Source organism: Nocardia jiangsuensis (genome assembly GCF_042650385.1).
Classification (GTDB): Bacteria; Actinomycetota; Actinomycetes; order Mycobacteriales; family Mycobacteriaceae; genus Nocardia; species Nocardia jiangsuensis.
The window spans coordinates 166,497-183,525 of the sequence record NZ_JBHSAX010000006.1 but is presented as its reverse complement, the minus strand read 5'-3'; the positions used below and the strand labels follow the sequence as shown (position 1 = coordinate 183,525).

14 protein-coding genes are annotated in these 17,029 nt (G+C 71.5%); 12 read left to right on the top strand and 2 right to left on the bottom strand.

The window, feature by feature from the left end:
• The first annotated feature begins 90 nt into the window (after positions 1-90).
• The 7 genes from ACFO0B_RS07365 (at position 91) to ACFO0B_RS07335 (ending at position 8,215) form a co-directional block, all read left to right on the top strand.
• Positions 91-1,527 carry a nitrate/nitrite transporter gene (locus tag ACFO0B_RS07365; protein WP_378611555.1) on the top strand — a complete coding sequence of 479 codons (1,437 nt, stop codon included), beginning with the start codon at positions 91-93 and terminating at the stop codon, positions 1,525-1,527.
• 29 nt (positions 1,528-1,556) lie between these two features.
• Positions 1,557-4,088 carry a nitrite reductase large subunit NirB gene (gene nirB / locus ACFO0B_RS07360; RefSeq protein WP_378611554.1) on the top strand — a complete coding sequence of 844 codons (2,532 nt, stop codon included), beginning with the start codon at positions 1,557-1,559 and terminating at the stop codon, positions 4,086-4,088.
• A gap of 66 nt (positions 4,089-4,154) precedes the next feature.
• Complete coding sequence (gene nirD / locus ACFO0B_RS07355; protein WP_233020104.1) at positions 4,155-4,550, top strand: nitrite reductase small subunit NirD; 396 nt, start codon at positions 4,155-4,157, stop codon at positions 4,548-4,550.
• A 10-nt stretch (positions 4,551-4,560) separates the two neighbouring features.
• Positions 4,561-5,811, top strand: a complete 1,251-nt coding sequence (locus ACFO0B_RS07350) for a uroporphyrinogen-III synthase (protein WP_378611553.1) — start codon at positions 4,561-4,563, stop codon at positions 5,809-5,811.
• The gene (locus tag ACFO0B_RS07345) at positions 5,808-6,515 is read left to right on the top strand and encodes a sirohydrochlorin chelatase (protein WP_378611552.1); all 708 of its coding nucleotides are present in this window, start codon (positions 5,808-5,810) and stop codon (positions 6,513-6,515) included. Before ACFO0B_RS07350 ends, ACFO0B_RS07345 begins: the two co-directional genes overlap by 4 nt.
• Positions 6,516-6,732: 217 nt before the next feature.
• Positions 6,733-7,677: an alpha/beta hydrolase gene (locus ACFO0B_RS07340; RefSeq protein ID WP_378611551.1), complete on the top strand. Its 945-nt coding sequence runs from the start codon at positions 6,733-6,735 to the stop codon at positions 7,675-7,677.
• A gap of 82 nt (positions 7,678-7,759) precedes the next feature.
• On the top strand, positions 7,760-8,215 hold the full coding sequence (locus tag ACFO0B_RS07335) for a VOC family protein (RefSeq protein WP_378611550.1): 456 nt from the start codon (positions 7,760-7,762) through the stop codon (positions 8,213-8,215).
• Here ACFO0B_RS07335 and ACFO0B_RS07330 read toward each other — a convergent pair whose 3' ends face one another.
• Positions 8,216-8,830, bottom strand: coding sequence for a TetR/AcrR family transcriptional regulator (locus ACFO0B_RS07330; protein WP_378611549.1), 615 nt, complete (start codon positions 8,828-8,830; stop codon positions 8,216-8,218).
• Positions 8,831-8,952: 122 nt separating this feature from the next.
• Between ACFO0B_RS07330 and ACFO0B_RS07325 the strand changes: the two genes are divergently transcribed.
• From ACFO0B_RS07325 to ACFO0B_RS07315, 3 genes are all read left to right on the top strand, one after another.
• A complete protein-coding gene (locus ACFO0B_RS07325) occupies positions 8,953-9,990 on the top strand; it encodes an NAD(P)-dependent alcohol dehydrogenase (protein WP_378611547.1) in 1,038 nt (345 codons plus the stop codon).
• 82 nt (positions 9,991-10,072) lie between these two features.
• Complete coding sequence (locus ACFO0B_RS07320) at positions 10,073-11,707, top strand: class I adenylate-forming enzyme family protein (protein ID WP_378611546.1); 1,635 nt, start codon at positions 10,073-10,075, stop codon at positions 11,705-11,707.
• 8 nt (positions 11,708-11,715) lie between these two features.
• On the top strand, positions 11,716-13,455 hold the full coding sequence (locus tag ACFO0B_RS07315; protein WP_378611616.1) for an N-acyl-D-amino-acid deacylase family protein: 1,740 nt from the start codon (positions 11,716-11,718) through the stop codon (positions 13,453-13,455).
• Here the strand turns inward: ACFO0B_RS07315 and ACFO0B_RS07310 are convergent, their stop codons facing one another.
• Positions 13,456-14,061, bottom strand: coding sequence for a hypothetical protein (locus tag ACFO0B_RS07310; RefSeq protein WP_378611545.1), 606 nt, complete (start codon positions 14,059-14,061; stop codon positions 13,456-13,458).
• Positions 14,062-15,289: 1,228 nt separating this feature from the next.
• On the opposite strand from ACFO0B_RS07310, the gene ACFO0B_RS07305 reads away from it, so the two are divergent.
• Entirely contained in the window at positions 15,290-16,630 is a 1,341-nt protein-coding gene (locus tag ACFO0B_RS07305; protein ID WP_378611544.1) for a hypothetical protein, read from the top strand.
• Between the two features lie 12 nt (positions 16,631-16,642).
• Positions 16,643-17,029, top strand: a complete 387-nt coding sequence (locus ACFO0B_RS07300; RefSeq protein WP_378611543.1) for a hypothetical protein — start codon at positions 16,643-16,645, stop codon at positions 17,027-17,029.

Here is a 17,029-nt window from a genome sequence, read left to right as displayed (position 1 = left end):
AGCAACCGTTGATCCGGTGGCAATTTCGCGCAGCATCCCGGCAATACCCGTTCCCTACCGTTGGGCCATCCGCATGACAGGGAGGCCCCGTTGAGCACGTCGACGCGCACGCACACCATCACCGACTGGGATGCCGAGAACGTCGCGGCCTGGGAAGCAGGCGGCAAGGACATCGCCAGGCGCAATCTGATCTGGTCGGTCTTCGCCGAGCACGTCGGGTTCTCGGTCTGGTCGATCTGGTCGGTCATGGTGCTGTTCATGCCCGCCGACCAGTTCGGCATCGACCCGGCCGGGAAGTTCTTCCTGGTCGCCGTGCCCACCCTGGTCGGCGCGCTCCTGCGCATCCCCTACACCGTGGCGACGGCCCGGTTCGGCGGCCGCAACTGGACGGTCTTCAGCGCGCTCATGCTGCTGATCCCGACGCTGCTCACGCTCTACTTCGTGAACCAGCCCGGCACCTCGTACACCACCTTCCTGGTGGTGGCGGCCTTCGCCGGGCTCGGCGGCGGCAACTTCGCCTCGTCGATGACCAATATCAACGCCTTCTACCCGCAGCGGCTCAAGGGCTGGGCGCTCGGGCTGAACGCGGGCGGCGGCAATATCGGCGTCCCGGTGATCCAGCTGGTCGGCCTTGCCGTGATCGCGACGCTCGGCAACGAGTACGCCTCGGTGATCTGCGCGGTCTACCTGGTGCTGATCGCGCTGGCCGGCGTCGGTGCCGCGCTGTACATGGACAACCTGGCGAACCAGAAGGCCGACCTCGGCTACATGCTCACCGCGCTGAAGGTGCGCCGCTCCTGGGCCGTCGCGTTCCTCTACATCGGCACCTTCGGCTCGTTCATCGGCTACGGCTTCGCCTTCGGCCAGGTACTGCAGCTGAGCTTCCGGGCCGGTGGCGACACCGTCGCCCAGGCCACGCTGCACGCCGCGTCGATCGCCTTCCTCGGCCCGCTGCTCGGCTCGCTGGCCAGGCCCTACGGCGGCAAGCTGGCCGACCGGATCGGCGGCGGCCGGGTGACCGCGGTGGTCTTCGTGCTGATGACCGCGGCGGCCGTGCTGGTGGCAGGGGCGAGCACCGTCGGTGACGGCAACGGCGGCGTCCCGACCGGCGGCACCATGACGGCGCTCGTCATCGGCTTCATCGCGCTGTTCGTGCTCTCCGGGCTCGGCAACGGCTCGGTCACCAAGCTCATCCCGTCGGTGTTCGAGGAGGAGTCCCGCACGCTCGGCCTGCCCGAGCCCGAGCGGGCCGCGTGGTCGCAGAACACCTCCGGCGCGCTGATCGGCTTCGTCGGCGCCATCGGCGCGCTCGGCGGGGTCGGGATCAACCTGGTGCTCCGCTCCTCCTACGCCTCCACCAGCTCGGCCACCACCGCCTTCTGGGTCTTCACCGGCTTCTACGTCGCGTGTGTCGCGCTCAGCTGGCTGGTGTTCGTCCGCCGTCCCGCCACCGCGGCCAGCGACATCGTCGTCGAGGCGGAGGCGCTGGTCCTCGAAGCCGAGGCCGACGCCGTCCGCGCCCGCTGACCCGCATCGACTCCCCGAAGGAATTCCCCATGACATCCACAGCAACTCGCACCGCCGTGGTCGTCGGTCACGGCATGGTCGGCCACCGCTTCGTCGAGGCACTGCGCGCCAGGGACACCGAGGGCACCTGGCGGGTGATCGTGCTCAGCGAGGAGGCGCTGCCCGCCTACGACCGGGTCGGGCTCTCCTCCTACATCGGCAACTGGGAGACCGCCGCGCTGGCGCTCCCGGGCAACGAGTACGCCGGAGATCCCCTGGTGGAGCTGCGGCTCGGCCAGAGCGGCGCGGCCGTCGACCGGGCCGCGCGCACCGTCACCACTACTACCGGTGACGTGCTCTCCTACGACGCGCTGGTCCTCGCCACCGGCTCGTACCCCTTCGTCCCGCCGGTGCCCGGCCACGAGAACGCCGAGTGCTTCGTCTACCGCACCCTGGACGACCTGGACGGCATCCGCGCCGCCGCGGAGGCCGCCGGACCGGGCGCGCACGGCGTCGTCGTCGGCGGCGGGCTGCTCGGGCTGGAGGCGGCGAACGCGCTGCGCATGCTCGGGATGACCCCGCACGTCGTCGAGTACAACCAGCGGCTGATGCCCGCGCAGGTCGACGAGGGCGGCGGCGCGGTGCTGGAGCGGCTGGTCAGCGACCTCGGGCTGCACGTGCACACCGGCGTCGGCACCTCGTCCATCGAGGCCACCGGCGACACCGCGGCGAACCGGCTGAGGATCACGCTGAGCGACGAGAGCGTGATCGAGGCCGGGCTGCTGGTCTTCTCGGCCGGCGTCCGCCCGCGTGACCAGATCGCCAGGGACGCCGGGCTGGAGGTCGGGCCGCGCGGCGGCATCGTCACCGACCTCGGCCTGCGGACCTCGGACCCGAACATCTACGCCATCGGCGAGTGCGCCGCCGTCGAGGGCGTCTGCTACGGCCTGGTCGCCCCCGGCTACACCACCGCCGAGATCGTGGCCGACCGGCTGCTCGGCGGCGCGGGGGAGTTCCCCGGTGCCGATCTCTCCACCAAGCTCAAGCTGCTCGGCGTCGACGTCGCCAGCTTCGGCGACGCGCACGGGACCACCGAGGGCGCGCTCTCGGTGGTGCTGCACGACGCCGCCAAGGGCACCTACGCCAAGCTGGTCGTCTCCGACGACGCGCAGACCCTGCTCGGCGGCATCCTGGTCGGCGACGCCTCGCAGTACGCGGCGCTGCGCCCGCTGGTCGGGCGGCCGCTGCCCGCGGAGCCCGCCGCGCTGATCTCCCCGGCAGGCGCCGAACTGGGCGCGGACGCGCTGCCGGACGACGCGCAGATCTGCTCCTGCAACAACATCTCCAAGGGCGCCATCTGCGGCGCCATCGCCGACGGCGCCTGCGACGTCCCCGGCATCAAGAGCTGCACCTCGGCGGGCACCTCCTGCGGCGGCTGCGTGCCGATGCTCAAGAAGCTGCTCGAGCAGTCCGGCGTGGCCATGTCGAAGGCGCTCTGCGAGCACTTCGAGCAGTCCCGCGCCGAGCTCTTCCAGATCGTCCAGGTGACCGGGATCCGCACCTTCTCCGGGCTGATCGCCAAGCACGGGAAGGGCTCCGGCTGCGATATCTGCAAGCCGACGGTCGCCTCCATCCTGGCCTCCACCTCCAGCGAGCACATCCTGGACGGCGAGCAGGCCGCGCTGCAGGACACCAACGACCACTTCCTGGCCAACCTGCAGAAGAACGGCACCTACTCGGTGGTGCCGCGGATGCCGGGCGGCGAGGTCACCGCCGAGCAGCTGATCACCATCGGCCAGGTCGCGAAGGAGTTCGACCTGTACGTGAAGGTCACCGGTGGCCAGCGGATCGACCTCTTCGGCGCCCGCGTGGAGCAACTGCCGCTGATCTGGCAGCGGCTGGTGGACGCGGGCATGGAGTCCGGGCACGCCTACGGCAAGTCGCTGCGCACGGTGAAGAGCTGCGTCGGCTCCACCTGGTGCCGGTACGGCCAGCAGGACTCGGTCGGCATGGCGGTGCTGCTGGAGAAGCGGTACCGGGGGCTGCGCTCACCGCACAAGATCAAGCTCGGGGTCAGCGGCTGCGCCCGCGAGTGCGCCGAGGCGCGCGGCAAGGACGTCGGGGTGATCGCCACCGAGAACGGCTGGAACCTCTACGTCGGCGGCAACGGCGGACTCACCCCCAAGCACGCGGTGCTGCTGGCCGGCGAGCTGGACGACGCCACGCTGATCAGCTACATCGACCGCTACCTGATGTTCTACGTCCGCACCGCGGACCGGCTGCAGCGCACCGCGCCGTGGCAGGAATCACTCGAGGGCGGCATCGACTACGTGCGCTCGGTGGTCTGCGAGGACAGCCTCGGCATCGCCGACGAGCTGGAGCGGGCCATGGAGCAGCACGTGCACGGTTACCGCGACGAATGGGCCGCGGTGCTGGATGATCCGGAGAAGCTCTCCCGGTTCGTGTCGTTCGTGAACGCGCCGGAGGAGTCCGACCCGACCATCTCCTTCGACGACAGCGGCGAGCGCAAGGTGCCGGTTCTGCTCGGCATGCCCGCGGTGACCGCTATCGCTGGGAAATGACCGTTTAACCGCGAGGAAACAGGACGCCGGTACCAATAGGGTAGGGCTTCGGCGAGGAGAAGAGTGATGACCGTTATCGACACCCCCGGCTACGCGCCGGCCACGACGACCGGGTGGACACAGGCCTGCCGCCTCGACTACCTGACCCCTGGCCGCGGCGTCGCGGTCCTGCTGCGTGGCGGCCGCCAGGCAGCGCTGTTCCTGCTCCCCGGCGGCGTGCTCTACGCCGTCGGCAATATCGACCCGTTCGGTCGCGCCGCGGTGATGTCGCGCGGGATCGTCGGGGATCGCGGCGGTGTGCCCGTGGTGGCGTCGCCGCTGCTCAAGCAGGCCTTCTCGCTGGTGGACGGCCGCTGCCTGGACGATGATTCGGCAGCGCTGCCGGTATACGCGGTGCGGGTCGACGACGGGCTGGTATCGATTTCGAACAAGCCGGTCGGTGACACCGCCTCGGATGGATGAGGCCACCCCCATGACGACGCCCGACCCGAGCGCTCCCCTAGCGGGCTTCACCATCGGCATCACGGCCGCGCGCCGTGCCGAGGAATTCGCCACCCTGCTCGTCCGGCGGGGAGCGGGCATCGTCTCCGCGCCCGCCATCCGGATCATCCCGCTCGCCGACGACACCGAGCTCGAGCGCGTCACCAGGCAGCTCATGGCCGAGCCGCCGCAGATCGTCGTCGCCACCACCGGCATCGGCTTCCGTGGCTGGATGGAGGCCGCCGAGGGCTGGGGGCTGGCCGAGCAGCTGCGCGACACCTTCTCCGGGGTCCGGATGCTGGCCCGCGGCCCCAAGGCCAAGGGCGCCATCCGCGCCGCCGAGCTGCGCGAGGAGTGGTCGCCCGCCTCGGAGTCCTCCGCCGAGGTGCTCGACCACCTGCTCGCCGAGGGCGTGGAGGGGGTGCGGATCGCGGTGCAGCTGCACGGCGCCACCACCGAGTGGGAGCCGGTCCCCGACTTCTGCGAGGTGCTGCGCTGCGCGGGCGCCGACGTGGTGCCGGTCCCGGTGTACCGCTGGGTGCCCCCGGACGACCACGGCCCGATGGACACCCTGATCGAATCCGTCGTCACCGGCAGCATCGACTGCGTCACCTTCACCAGCGCGCCCGCGGTGGCCTCGATGCTCATGCGAGCGAAAGCGACCGGGCTGCTCGAGGGGCTGCTCTACGCACTGCGCGGCCGCGTACTGGCCGCCTGCGTCGGGCCGATCACCGCGGCCCCGCTGGAGGAGCTCGGCGTGCCGACCACCCAGCCCGCCAGGGCCAGGCTCGGCGCGCTGGCCAGGCACGTCGCCGAGGAGCTGCCCCGGCGGGCGAACCGGATCCACGCCGCCGGGCACCACATCAGCGTGCGCGGCGCCTGCGTGGTGGTCGACGGCGAGGTGCGCCAGCTCGCGCCAGCGCCGCTGGCGCTCATGCGGGCGCTGGCCAGGCAGCCGGGGCGGGTGGTGTCCAGGGAGGACCTGCTGGCCGCGCTGCCCGGCGGCGGTGACGACACGCACGCGGTGGAGACCGCCATCGCCCGGCTGCGCGCCGGGCTCGGCACGCCCAAGGCGATCCAGACCGTGGTCAAGCGCGGCTACCGGCTCGCCCTGGACGCCGCCGAGTGCATCGACAACAATCCGCCGCCGCCGGTGGTCACGCCGGGTGGCGGGGCGGGTGCGGTGCAGCCGTTCCGCGGCGGCAGGCAGGTGCCCGGCCGGCGTGTGGTGGGGGCCTGGTGAGCGCCCCCGCGCTGGTGCTGGTCGCGCACGGGACGCGAAGCACGAGGGGCGTGCAGATGATCGCGGCGCTGGCCGAGGCGGTCGCCGCCGAGCCGGGTGCGCCGCGGGTGCGCACCGCCTTCGTCGACGTGCTCGGGCCGTCGCCCGCCGAGGTGCTCCGGGATCTCGATTCCGAAGCGGCGGTGCTGGTTCCGGCCTTTCTGGCCTCGGGGTACCACGTCTACCAGGACGTGCCGCGCGAGGTGGCGGAGAGCGGGCACGGCGCCGTCACCGTGACGCCCGCTATGGGGCCGGACTCTGCGCTGGCCGGGGTGCTGGTGCTGCGGTTGCGCGCCGCCGGGTGGCGGCGGGGCGACGCGGTGGTGCTGGCCGCGGCGGGGTCGTCGGATGCCAGGGCGCGCGCCGATGTCCGGCGGGCGGCCGGGCTGCTCGCCGAGCAGCTGCGGGCTCCGGTGCGGATCGCCTACGTCGCCACCGGAGCGCCCCGGGTGCCCGAGGTCGTCGCCGAGCTGCGCGCCGCCGGGGCCGAGCGGGTCGTGGTGGCCTCGTACCTGCTCGCCCACGGGCTGTTCCACCAGCGGCTGCACGATGCCGGTGCGGACGCGGTCGCGGAGCCGATCGGTGTGCACCCGGCCATCGTCCGGCTGATCCTGTCGCGCTACCGCTCGGGGGTCAGAGAGCTGGCCGAGGTCCGCGCCCGCTGAGCGGGGACGCGTCCGGGCCGCCGATGCCGGTCCGAGCCTGCTCGGCGCCGACGCCGCGGCTGTCGGGACGCCCGCCGATCCGGGGCGACCGCGCCACAGCACGGGCGGCGAATCCGGCCACGCTCGCCGAACTGATGCCGCACCCGCGCGGGTCGGGCGCCGGACACGCTTCCGCGCGCTGCGCGCGTCGCCGCGCCCGGTGCAGCACACTACAGACATGATCCGCCGGACCCTGCTCGTCCTGCTCGCGGCCCTCGCCGGTGTACTGCTGCCGCCCGCCACCGCCGGCGCCGACCCCGGCCCCGCCCGCATCCTGGACGTGCGGCCACTCGGCGGCAGACAGCTCGAGGTGGTGGTGCACTCCGCCGCCATGGACCGCCCGATCACGCTCTGGGTCTCGAACGCGGGCGCGGGCACGCCGGTCCTCTACCTGCTCAACGCGGTGGACGGCGGCGAGGACGGCGGCCCGTGGACCCGCCGCACCGACGTCGCCGAGTTCTACGCGGACAAGCCGATCACCGTCGTCGTCCCGATGGGCGGCCGCGCCTCGTACTACACCGACTGGCAGGCCGACGACCCGGTCCTCGGCCGCAACCGCTGGTCCACCTTCCTCGGCGACGAACTCCCGCCACTGCTCCAGCAGCGCTTCGGCACCGCGGACCGAATGGCCGTCGCCGGCGTCTCCATGTCCGCCACCTCGGCGCTGAACCTCGCCATCGAGCACCCCGGCCGCTTCCGGGCCGTCGGTGCCTTCAGTGGCTGCCCGCGGACCAGCGACCCGGCCGCCCGCGCCATGGTCTACGCCCAGCTCGGCGTCTTCGGCGCGAACGCGACGAACATGTGGGGCGGCCCCGCCGACCCGGCCTGGCCCGCGCACGACCCGACGCTCAACGCCGACCGGCTGCGCGGCACCGCGCTCTACGTCTCCGCGGGCAACGGCCTGCCCGGCCGGCACGATTCGCTCGCCGAACCGGACCGCGCGGTGGTCGGCGGCATCATGGAGTCGGTGATCGGGCCCTGCACCGGCTCGTTCCTCGCCCGGCTCGCCGAACTCGGCATCCCGGCCGCCACCGACCTGCGCGCCGGCACCCACGCCTGGCCCTACTGGCAGGACGACCTGCGCAATTCCTGGCCGGTCATCGCCGCAGCGGTCGGCGCCTGAAAACTTTCCCCGTGATGTGTCGAGAACCGGAAACCGGCTCCGACCGCAGGGTGACAGCACCCGTACCGATCGAGGAGACACCATGACCGTCACCACCTTCCTCTGGCTCGAGTCCGGCGCCGAGGAGGCCGCCGCGCTCTACACCGCCGCCATCCCGAACTCTCGGATCACCTCGAGCACCCCCGGCCCGGACGGCCGCGCCTTCATCGTCGGCCTCGACCTCGACGGCCACGCCGTCACCCTGATGAACGGCGGCCCCGGCCACCCGCTCTCCGACGCCGCCTCGCTGCAACTCACCGTGGACGGCCAGGCCGAGGTCGACCGGCTCTGGGCCGCGCTCACCGCGGACGGCGGCACGCCGGGCCCGTGCGGCTGGCTCACCGACCGCTTCGGGCTCTCCTGGCAGGTCGTCCCGGCCGAGCTGCCCGAGCTCATGGGCTCGCCGGACCCGGCCCGCGCCGGTGCGGTCGCCACCGCGCTGCGCACCATGTCCAAGATCGATGTCGCCGCCCTGCGCGCCGCGCACGACCAGGGCTGATCAGGGCGTCTGCAGCGCGGGGAACCAGATGTCGGCGAGCACCGCGGCCGCCCGGTCCGCGGTGACGTCGATGGTGCCGAGCAGCGCCCACCGGGTGAAGAACCGCTCCAGCTGCGCCACCAGCATCTCCACCCGCAGCCGGGCCTCGTCGCGGCGCTCGGCGGGCCAGCGCGCCAGGTAGGCGGTCATGGATTCCGGGAGCGCGGCGAAACCGGCCCGCATGAGATCGCGGAACTCCGGCTCCAGCGCGGTGGCCTCGTCCCAGGCCGAGAGCAGGTCGCGGTGCTGCTCGAACCAGGTGATGGCGCGGCGCATCCAGTCCTCGAACTCGGTGCGCGACCCGGTCTCCAGCACCCGGTCCAGGTCCTCGCAGAAGGCCAGCGCGTTCGGCAGCGCGGTGCGCTCGCCGAGCTCGCGCAGCACCTCCATTTTCCCGGTGAAGTGCAGGTAGAAGGTGGCGCGGCTGCACCCGACGGCGGCCGCGATGTCGTCCACCCGCACGGCGCCGTAGCCGCGCTCGACGAAGAGCGCGCTCGCCGCCTGCAGAATGCGCTCCCTGGTGCGCAGCTTCTGCTCCTCGCGCAGCGTGCGCCGAGGCTCCGTGTGGGCGGGCATCGTCCGATCATAGACATTCCGTCGTTCACTGGACGCTATGTCCAGCGAATGCTAGCGTTCTGTGTGCCAGGTCACGTCGGGCCCGGCGCGAACAGGAGCGTGTGGTGGGCGATACCTCGACGATGCGAGCGCTGCAGCTCACCGGTCCAGGAACCCTCGAGTTGCGCGAAGTGCCGATCCCGGAGCCGGGCCCCACCGAGCTGCTGGTCCGGGTGGGCGCGGTCGGCATCTGCCACTCCGATCTCTACGTGCTGGAACTCGAGTTCCCGCTGCCGAATCCGCTCACCATGGGCCACGAGGTCGCGGGCACCGTCGCCGCGGTGGGCAGCGCGGTCACCGGGATAGCCGAGGGCGAGCGCGGGCTGATCTACCTGTGCTGGTCCTGCGGGGTCTGCCGGGAGTGCGTGAGCGGTAACGAGAACGTGTGCCGGGCGGCCGGGCGCACCGCCATGCCGCCCTGCCCCGGGCTCGGCCCGGACGGCGGGATGGCCGAGTACATCAAGGTCCCGGCGAGCTCGTTCGTGCCGATCGGCGACCTCGACTTCGCCACCGCCGCCCCGCTCGCCGATGCCGCGCTCACCTCGTACCACGCCATTCGCGGCGCCCGCGAGCAGCTGTACCCGGGCGCCACCGCGGTGACCATCGGGATCGGCGGGCTCGGGCACGTGGCGGTGCAGATCCTGAAGACGATCGACGCCGTGCGGGTGATCGCGGTGGACGTCGGGCCGGACAAGCTCGAGCTGGCCACCGAGTGCGGCGCCGACCTCGGGCTGATCGGCGGCCCCGAGACCGCCGCCGAGATCCTGGCGCTGACCGACGGCCGCGGCGCCGAGGCCGTCTTCGACTTCGTCGGCACCGATGCCACCGCCGCGCTCGCCGTGCAGGCGGTGGCGCCGAACGGCGCGTACCGCATGGTCGGGCTGGGTGGCGGCGCGCCGGAGCTGACCGCGGGCCCGTCCGGCGGGCCGGGCTGGCCGTGGGGCGCCTCGGTGCGGAAGTCGTACGGCGGCACCAAATCCGACCTGATCGACTCGGTCGCGCTGGCGCGGGCCGGGCGGCTCTCGGTGGCGGTGGAGCGGTTCGAGCTGGCCGACGGCCGCACCGCGTTCGATCGGCTGGCGCGCGGTGAGATCCGCGGCCGCGCGGTGCTGGTCCCCTGAGGCGGGTGGGTGTCCCGATGACCAAGACGGCAGATCCGCGGCCGCGCGGTACTGGTTCCCTGAGGCAGGAGAGTGTGTCCCGATGACGATGGCGGCAGATCCGCGGCAGCTCGCCGCGCAGGTGGCGGCGACGCTCGCCGGGCCGGGCGGCCCGTTCGCGCTCACCGTCGAGCCGGTGCTCGGCACGCAGCTCCCGGTGTTCGTGAACCGCCGCCGCTCGCTCGGCACCGCGCTCACCGAGTCGAGGGGCTGGGGCGACCGCGACTACCTGGTCACCGCCGAGCGCCGCTGGACCTACACCGAGCACGCCGACGCCGCGGGCGCGCTGGCCGCCGGGCTGGCCGCGCGGTACGGCGTCGGGAAGGGCGATCGGATCGCGATCCTCGCCGCCAACTCCCCGGAGTGGGTCATCGCCTTCTGGGCCGCGCAGAGCCTCGGCGCCATCGCCGCCGGGTACAACGCCTGGTGGGCGCCGCGCGAAATCGACTACGCGTTGGGCCACTCCACGCCAGCGGTGGTGATCGCCGACGCCGCCAGGGCCGAGCGCATCACCGGCACCGACATCCCCGTGCTCACCATCGAGCACGGCCTCCCCGCGCTGCTGGCCGAGTTCGCCGGCGCCGCCCCGGAGACCCCGGTCGAGGAGGACGACCCCGCGGTCATCCTCTACACCAGCGGCACCAGCGGCAGGCCGAAGGGGGTCGTGCACACGCACCGCAACCTGCTCGCCGTCACCGAGTACCACCGCTTCACCGAGGCCATGGCCGACACCTTCGCCGGGCTCGCCTTCGACCCCGAGCGCCCGAGCGCCAAGCGCTGGCTGCTCAGCTCGCCGCTGTTCCACATCGCCAGCCTGCACAACCTGGTGGTGCCGCGGATCGCCACCGGCGCCGCGGTGATCTTCCCGGACAACAAGTTCGACGCCGACCGGGTGCTGCGGCTGATCGAGCGCGAGCGCGTCACGCACTGGGGCGCCGTCCCGACCATGGCGATCCGGCTGCTCGAGCAGGATCTGAGCGACTACGACCTGAGCTCGCTCAGCGCCTTCTCGCTGAACACCGCGCCCTCCTCGCCCGCGCTGCACCAGCGGCTCCGCGAGGCGCTGCCGGTGCAGCTCGCCACCAGCTACGGCCTCACCGAGGCAGGCACAGCAGGCACCCTGGCCACACCCCCGGAGCTGGCGGCCTTCCCGGAGACGGTCGGCAGCCCGATCATCGGCGTCACCATCGCCATCCGCGACCCCGAGGGCAACGACCTGCCGGAGGGCGCCGAGGGCGAGATCTGCGTGCGCAGCCCGTACGTCATGCTCTGCTACTGGAACGACGAGGCCGCCACCGCCGCCGCGCTGGACGGCGAGCGCTGGCTGCGCACCGGCGACTTCGGCCTGCTCCGGGACGGGCGGCTCTACCTGGTGGGGCGGCGCAGCGACCTGATCCTGCGCGGCGGCGAGAACGTGTACCCGACCGAGATCGAGAACGTCCTGGACGAGCACCCCGCGGTCGCCGAGTCCGCTGTCTTCGGCGTCCCCGACCCCGACCTCGGGCAGGCGGTGGCCGCACTCGTGGTCACCACCGGCCCGGTCACCGCCGAGGAGCTGCGCGAGTTCGCGGCGGCCCGGCTCGCCTACTTCAAGGTGCCCGCGCACTGGCGGCTCACCCCGGAAGCACTGCCGCGCAACGCGACCGGAAAAGTCGTCCGGCGCGACCTGACGCTCTGAGAGGAGACATCGTGTACGACACCATCGTCAAGGGCGGCCGCTGGTTCGACGGCACCGGCGCGCCGTCGGCCGTCCGGCACCTCGGCATCGTGGACGGCCGGGTCGCCACCGTCTCCACCGTCCCGCTGGACGAGACCGGTTGCCCGCGGGTCATCGACGCCGAGGGCCGCTGGGTGCTGCCCGGCATGCTCGACGTGCACACCCATTACGACATCGAGGTGCTGCAGCAGCCCGGGCTCGCCGAATCGGTGCGGCACGGCGTCACCACCGTGCTGCTGGGCTCCTGCTCGCTCTCCACCGTGCACGTCGACGCCACCACCGCAGCCGATCTCTTCGCCCGCGTCGAGGCCATCCCGCGCAAGCACGTGGTCGACGGCGTCGAGAAGCACCAGGTGTGGCGCGACGCCGGCGAGTACGCCGCCTACCTGGACGCGCTCCCGCTCGGCCCGAACATCGCCGCCTTCATCGGCCACTCCGACATCAGGGCGGACGTGCTCGGCCTCGACCGCGCCACCGACCGTTCCTTCCGCCCCGGCGCTGCCGAACTCGGCGAGATGGAGCGCAAGCTCACCGCCGCGCTCGAGGCCGGGTTCGTCGGCATGTCCTCGCAGCAGCTCGAATTCGACAAGCTCGACGGCGACACCTGCCGCTCCCGCACCCTGCCCTCCACCTACGCGCGCAGCCGCGAACGCCACCGCCTGAACTCCGTGCTCCGCCGCTACGGCCGCGCCCTCCAGGGCGGCCCCGACGTGGCGCGCCCGCACAGCCTGGTCACCATGGCCGCGAGCACCGTCGGGCTCTTCCGCAAGCCGCTCCCGGTGAGCCTGCTCGCCGCCGCGGACCTGAAGGCCATCCCGTTCATCATCCGCGTCTTCCCGCTGCTCGCCCGGCTCTTCAACGGCCTCGGCGGTAACCTCCGCTTCCAGCACCTCCCGGTGCCCTTCGAGGTCTACGCCGACGGCATCGACCTGGTCATCTTCGAGGAGTTCGGCTCCGGCGCCGCCGCCCTGCACCTCGCCGACCGCATCGAGGAGCAGCGCGCCATGCTCCAGGACGAGGAGTACCGCCGCCGCTTCCGGGCCGACTACGACAGCAAGTTCGGCCCCCGCGTCTGGCACCGCGACTTCTTCGACGCCGAGATCGTGGACTGCCCCGACCACCTGGTGATCGGCAAGACCTTCGGCCAGGTCGGCGTCGACCGCGGCGGCCTGCACCCGGTCGACGCCTACCTCGACCTCGTGGTGGAGCACGGCCGCAAACTGCGCTGGCGCACCACCATCTCCAACCACCGCGAAGACGTCCTGAACCGCATCGCCGTCGACCCCGGAGTCCAGCTCGGCTTCTCCGACGCCGGGGCGCACCTGCGCAACATGGCCTTCTACAACTTCGGCCTGCGCTTCCTCCGCCGGGTGTACCAGGCTCGGAAACCCTTCATGACCATCGAGCACGCGGTGCACCGCCTCACCGGCGAACTCGCCGACTGGTACGGCCTCGACGCCGGCCACCTCCGCCTCGGCGACCGCGCCGACCTCGTCGTCCTCGACCCCGAGGGGTTGGATTCGTCGCTGGACGACTACGCCGAAGCTGCCATCCCCGCGTACGACGGGCTCTCCCGCATGGTCAACCGCAACGACCGCGCGATCACCGCCGTCCTGGTGAACGGTGAGTTCGTCTTCGGCGAGGGTGCTGCCGCCGAGCGCCTGGGCACCGTCCGCACCGGCCGTTTCCTGCGGGCCGAGAGCCGCTGATCAGCACACCGTGCCCGCCCGCGGCGGGATCACCGTCGGCCCCGCGCACCGCGCCGGGATGTCCAGGTGCGTGGCAAGGACGAGGTCCTGATCGACGATCTGCCGCCGCGTCTCGCGCCACAGCTCGGAGACCGCCGCGGGCGACTCGACACCGGGCGCGGAACGGTGGCTCTGCGTGCTCGCCGGGTTGATCGCACCCGGGATCCGCACGGACGGCCGGGCGAACCGGGGGCCGTCGGCCGCTGCGGGCAGCGCCGGGACGAAGCTGTACATACCGTCGACCGGGTCGTCGACGGTGGCGGCGCGGTAGAGCGTGAGCACCGCCTTCGGCGCCGGTGCACAGCTCCCCTTGCCGTCGGGCACCGAGCGCCCGTCGCCCGCCGGTGCGCCGAGCGGCTCGGCCGTCGCCGCCAGAAACGCATCGCCCAGCCCGCGCTCCGCCACCGCGAGCGGAGTCCACGGCTCGGCCGCGGCCACCACGAACACCGTGTCCACGCAGAACTCGCCCCCAAGCACCGAGCCGAAGACGATCACCGAGCCCCGCTCCAGGTTCCGTAGGGCGGTCGGTCCCTTCTTGGTGTTCTGCTTGCAGTTGCTGTAGATCATCCGATCCCCGAACACCCACGGATCGGTGTTCTGTCGTGGATACGGCTGGATCGGCCGCGTCCAGCACGGCTCGTGCAATGCCCGTGGCAACTGCCCCCCGCGCGGCCACCGCTCGACGATCCGGGACGGCGACTCCCACTCACCCCAGAACACGAGTTCACCGCTCCGAGGCCGGGTTTCAGCGCCCTCGGCCAGATACTCCCCATTCCCACGCAGGAACTTGCGCCCGTGCGGCCCGGTATTCCACGGAACGGCGTCCTGCCGAGGCGCGATCTCCGCTCCGGGATGCGGTAACTGGACGAAGCGGGGGCGTCTGCTGCTCACACCCGCTTCCATCGCCCATGTCGTTGCGGAAGTTACCCGGACGAGGGCTGCTGACTGCGATTCCCGGCGCTGCCGAGCCTCGGCGATGGTCGCGGCAACAGCCTCATCGGCGCTGATCCGGCCGGCTGCGATTACACGAACTCGCTCGATGGTCCGCGCCGACAGTTCGTAACCTGCCGGCCCGCCGCACCCGGGGCGGACAGGCGCCGTCGACCTCAGCGCAGCGGCGGGGCCGTCGATTCCCGCTGTTCAACGCGGCTGCCGTGCGGAATCCGGCGTCACTCGTCCGGCCTCGATCAATCTCTGGAAAGCGGCAGCCTTCCGGGCGCACTCTTCCAGGCGACACTCTCGGTGCAACTGCATTTCGCGGTGCGCTTCCCTGACGCTGAAGATCCCGTCCGGCGCACCGTGCGTCCAGGGCCGAGGCCAATCACTCCGTCGTGCGTCATCTTTCGAGGGTGAGCGAGCCGCCAGGAGCATCACGCATGCCAGCAATCCGACTGCCCCGACACCTGCCGCGCCGGCCAGAAGTAGTGCATCTTGCTGAACCGCTGCGGTGAGTTGGTGCATGCCAGACGAATTGGTGATCACCGGATCCTCCGTGGCGGAACAATCGACATGGTCGGCGGTATCCGGCACCGGGGGCGTTTCGCCACCGGACTGCCACTCTGGCGGGCCGGTGCGCCGGAGGAGCGAATTCCGGCGTCAGCCCGGTACCGGATACCGCTTTCGACTCTGATCCCCATGCGGTCGGGCCCGCAGTCGCCCTCTGTTCGGCTACCGTTGGCGTGGGGGGCGAGTTTGCCCAGTTCAGGGCCGGAAACAGTAGGGTGGGGCAATGGTGCGGGGGCGGGAATGGACGGGGTTCGAAGCAGCCGCTTTACAAGAAGCGATGAGACGTTCGGTGCGAGATTTCGCCGCACTGCTCGGTCTGGAGACGACCACTGTCGCCAACTGGCGTAGCGGCCTGAGTGCGGTCGTGCCGCGCTCCAATACCCAGGCGATTCTGGATACGACCTATCAGGCGCGAGCCTCGGACGACGACCGGGCCAGGTTCGAGCAGATCCTGGCCGAGGGAGAAGCGACGTGGCGGGCTCGGCATCGACCATCGAGTCGACCCACACATCTTCCGACACCTATTCGGACTGCACGGTCGGTTGAGGCACCGGATGCCACTACTGTGGAAAAGAGTCTTCCTGCCTTCCTCGGTGGTGCGACTCCCACGGAGGTCACGGATATGGACCGTCGCGAATTGTTGCGTCTGCTGAGTATCGCCACAACCACGCTCGCGATGCCGACCAGCGTCGACCGGGATCGTCTGCTGTCCACCACAGCGTCGGGACATGTGGACGTCGCGACGGCGGACGAGAGTGCCGTCCTGAACAGATCGCTGTGGCAGCTCTACGGCGAATCCGAAACGAAGGCATCGGTATTCGGCGCGGTTCGCAGCCAGCTCGGCCTGCTGATCGAGGGGCTCCGCCACTCACGAACGCCGACCTTGCACGATCGCCAGCACGAACTGATCGCCGATGTTCTCCAACTCGCCGGCGAAATCCTGATGGACGGCAACCACTTGGGCGAAGCAGCGCACTGCTATGCCTTGTCCGGCACCTTTGCCGCCCATGCCCGCGCCTATGACCTGTGGGCCTGCGCCCTGACGCGGCATGCCTACATCGGGATCGTCGACGGCCGGTTCGGCGAGGCTTTGCCGCTCGTGGATCAGGCGGCAGTCATCGCCCGGCGCGGCGACCGTACGCTGCCGACGGCCCACTGGGTGGCAAGTGTGCGGGCGCAGGCACTCGCCGGCCTCGGTAACGCCTACGCCTGTGAGCAGGCATTCGAAGTGGCGCGGGGCGTCGTCGATCTTCGCACGACACCCGCGCTCGGCTGGCTGCGCTTCTCCGGGGAACGCATCGACGAGGAACACGCCGGTTGCCTGATCCAATTGGACCGCCCCGAACACGCCGAACACATCCTCTGGCCATTGCTCGATCGTCCGCTGTCACCACGTCGCCGCGCCGGTGTTCTGATCGACCTCGCCGCGGCCGGAGCGCTGCGCGACGATCCGGTACAGACGGTGTGGTACGGCGGCACTGCCGTCGACATCGCCCGCCGTACCCGTTCGGGATACATCGGCCGACGGCTGAATCAGCTGGGACAACGGCTGTCGGGGCTACGCGGGGACCGACACGTCGACTACCTCCAGCAGCAGATCACTACGCTGGCAGCGTCCCCCCGATACTGACGAGGAGCACCGTTGAGCACCGACATCGAGCACGGCGGCAGGGTCTTCCGCGAGGCGTGGATCAGCGGCGTCACGACGCACTTCCCCGGTACGCCGAAAGACGGCTACATCACTCCGTGGGAGAGCACACCGGATTGGGAACGGGCCAGTGCGGCTGCGGTCTACCGTCAGGTGGCCGAGTTCATCGAGGCGACCGATGGTGCTGTGACCCAGCTGGCTCCCGAGCTCAAGGGTCAGTTCGTCGCCATCTGCTGGATCGGTCAGATCTACGCGCGTATCCCGGAGCCGAAGCCGGGATACGTCGCGGCGTGGGATCAATTGCCGGAGTGGCAGCGGAAGACCGACATCGGCATCTTCGAGACGATCGAGCGAGAGGTAGCGGCGGCGAAGGAGGGGTGA

What these genes read in the sequence shown, in the direction of transcription:
- nirD (WP_233020104.1), top strand. Translation starts at nt 4,155, where the DNA reads ATGACCGTTATCGACACCCCCGGCTACGCGCCGGCCACGACGACCGGG.
- ACFO0B_RS07310 (WP_378611545.1), bottom strand. Translation starts at nt 14,061, where the DNA reads ATGATCTACAGCAACTGCAAGCAGAACACCAAGAAGGGACCGACCGCC.
- ACFO0B_RS07320 (WP_378611546.1), top strand. Translation starts at nt 10,073, where the DNA reads ATGACGATGGCGGCAGATCCGCGGCAGCTCGCCGCGCAGGTGGCGGCG.
- ACFO0B_RS07340 (WP_378611551.1), top strand. Translation starts at nt 6,733, where the DNA reads ATGATCCGCCGGACCCTGCTCGTCCTGCTCGCGGCCCTCGCCGGTGTA.
- nirB (WP_378611554.1), top strand. Translation starts at nt 1,557, where the DNA reads ATGACATCCACAGCAACTCGCACCGCCGTGGTCGTCGGTCACGGCATG.
- ACFO0B_RS07335 (WP_378611550.1), top strand. Translation starts at nt 7,760, where the DNA reads ATGACCGTCACCACCTTCCTCTGGCTCGAGTCCGGCGCCGAGGAGGCC.
- ACFO0B_RS07325 (WP_378611547.1), top strand. Translation starts at nt 8,953, where the DNA reads ATGCGAGCGCTGCAGCTCACCGGTCCAGGAACCCTCGAGTTGCGCGAA.
- ACFO0B_RS07330 (WP_378611549.1), bottom strand. Translation starts at nt 8,830, where the DNA reads ATGCCCGCCCACACGGAGCCTCGGCGCACGCTGCGCGAGGAGCAGAAG.
- ACFO0B_RS07350 (WP_378611553.1), top strand. Translation starts at nt 4,561, where the DNA reads ATGACGACGCCCGACCCGAGCGCTCCCCTAGCGGGCTTCACCATCGGC.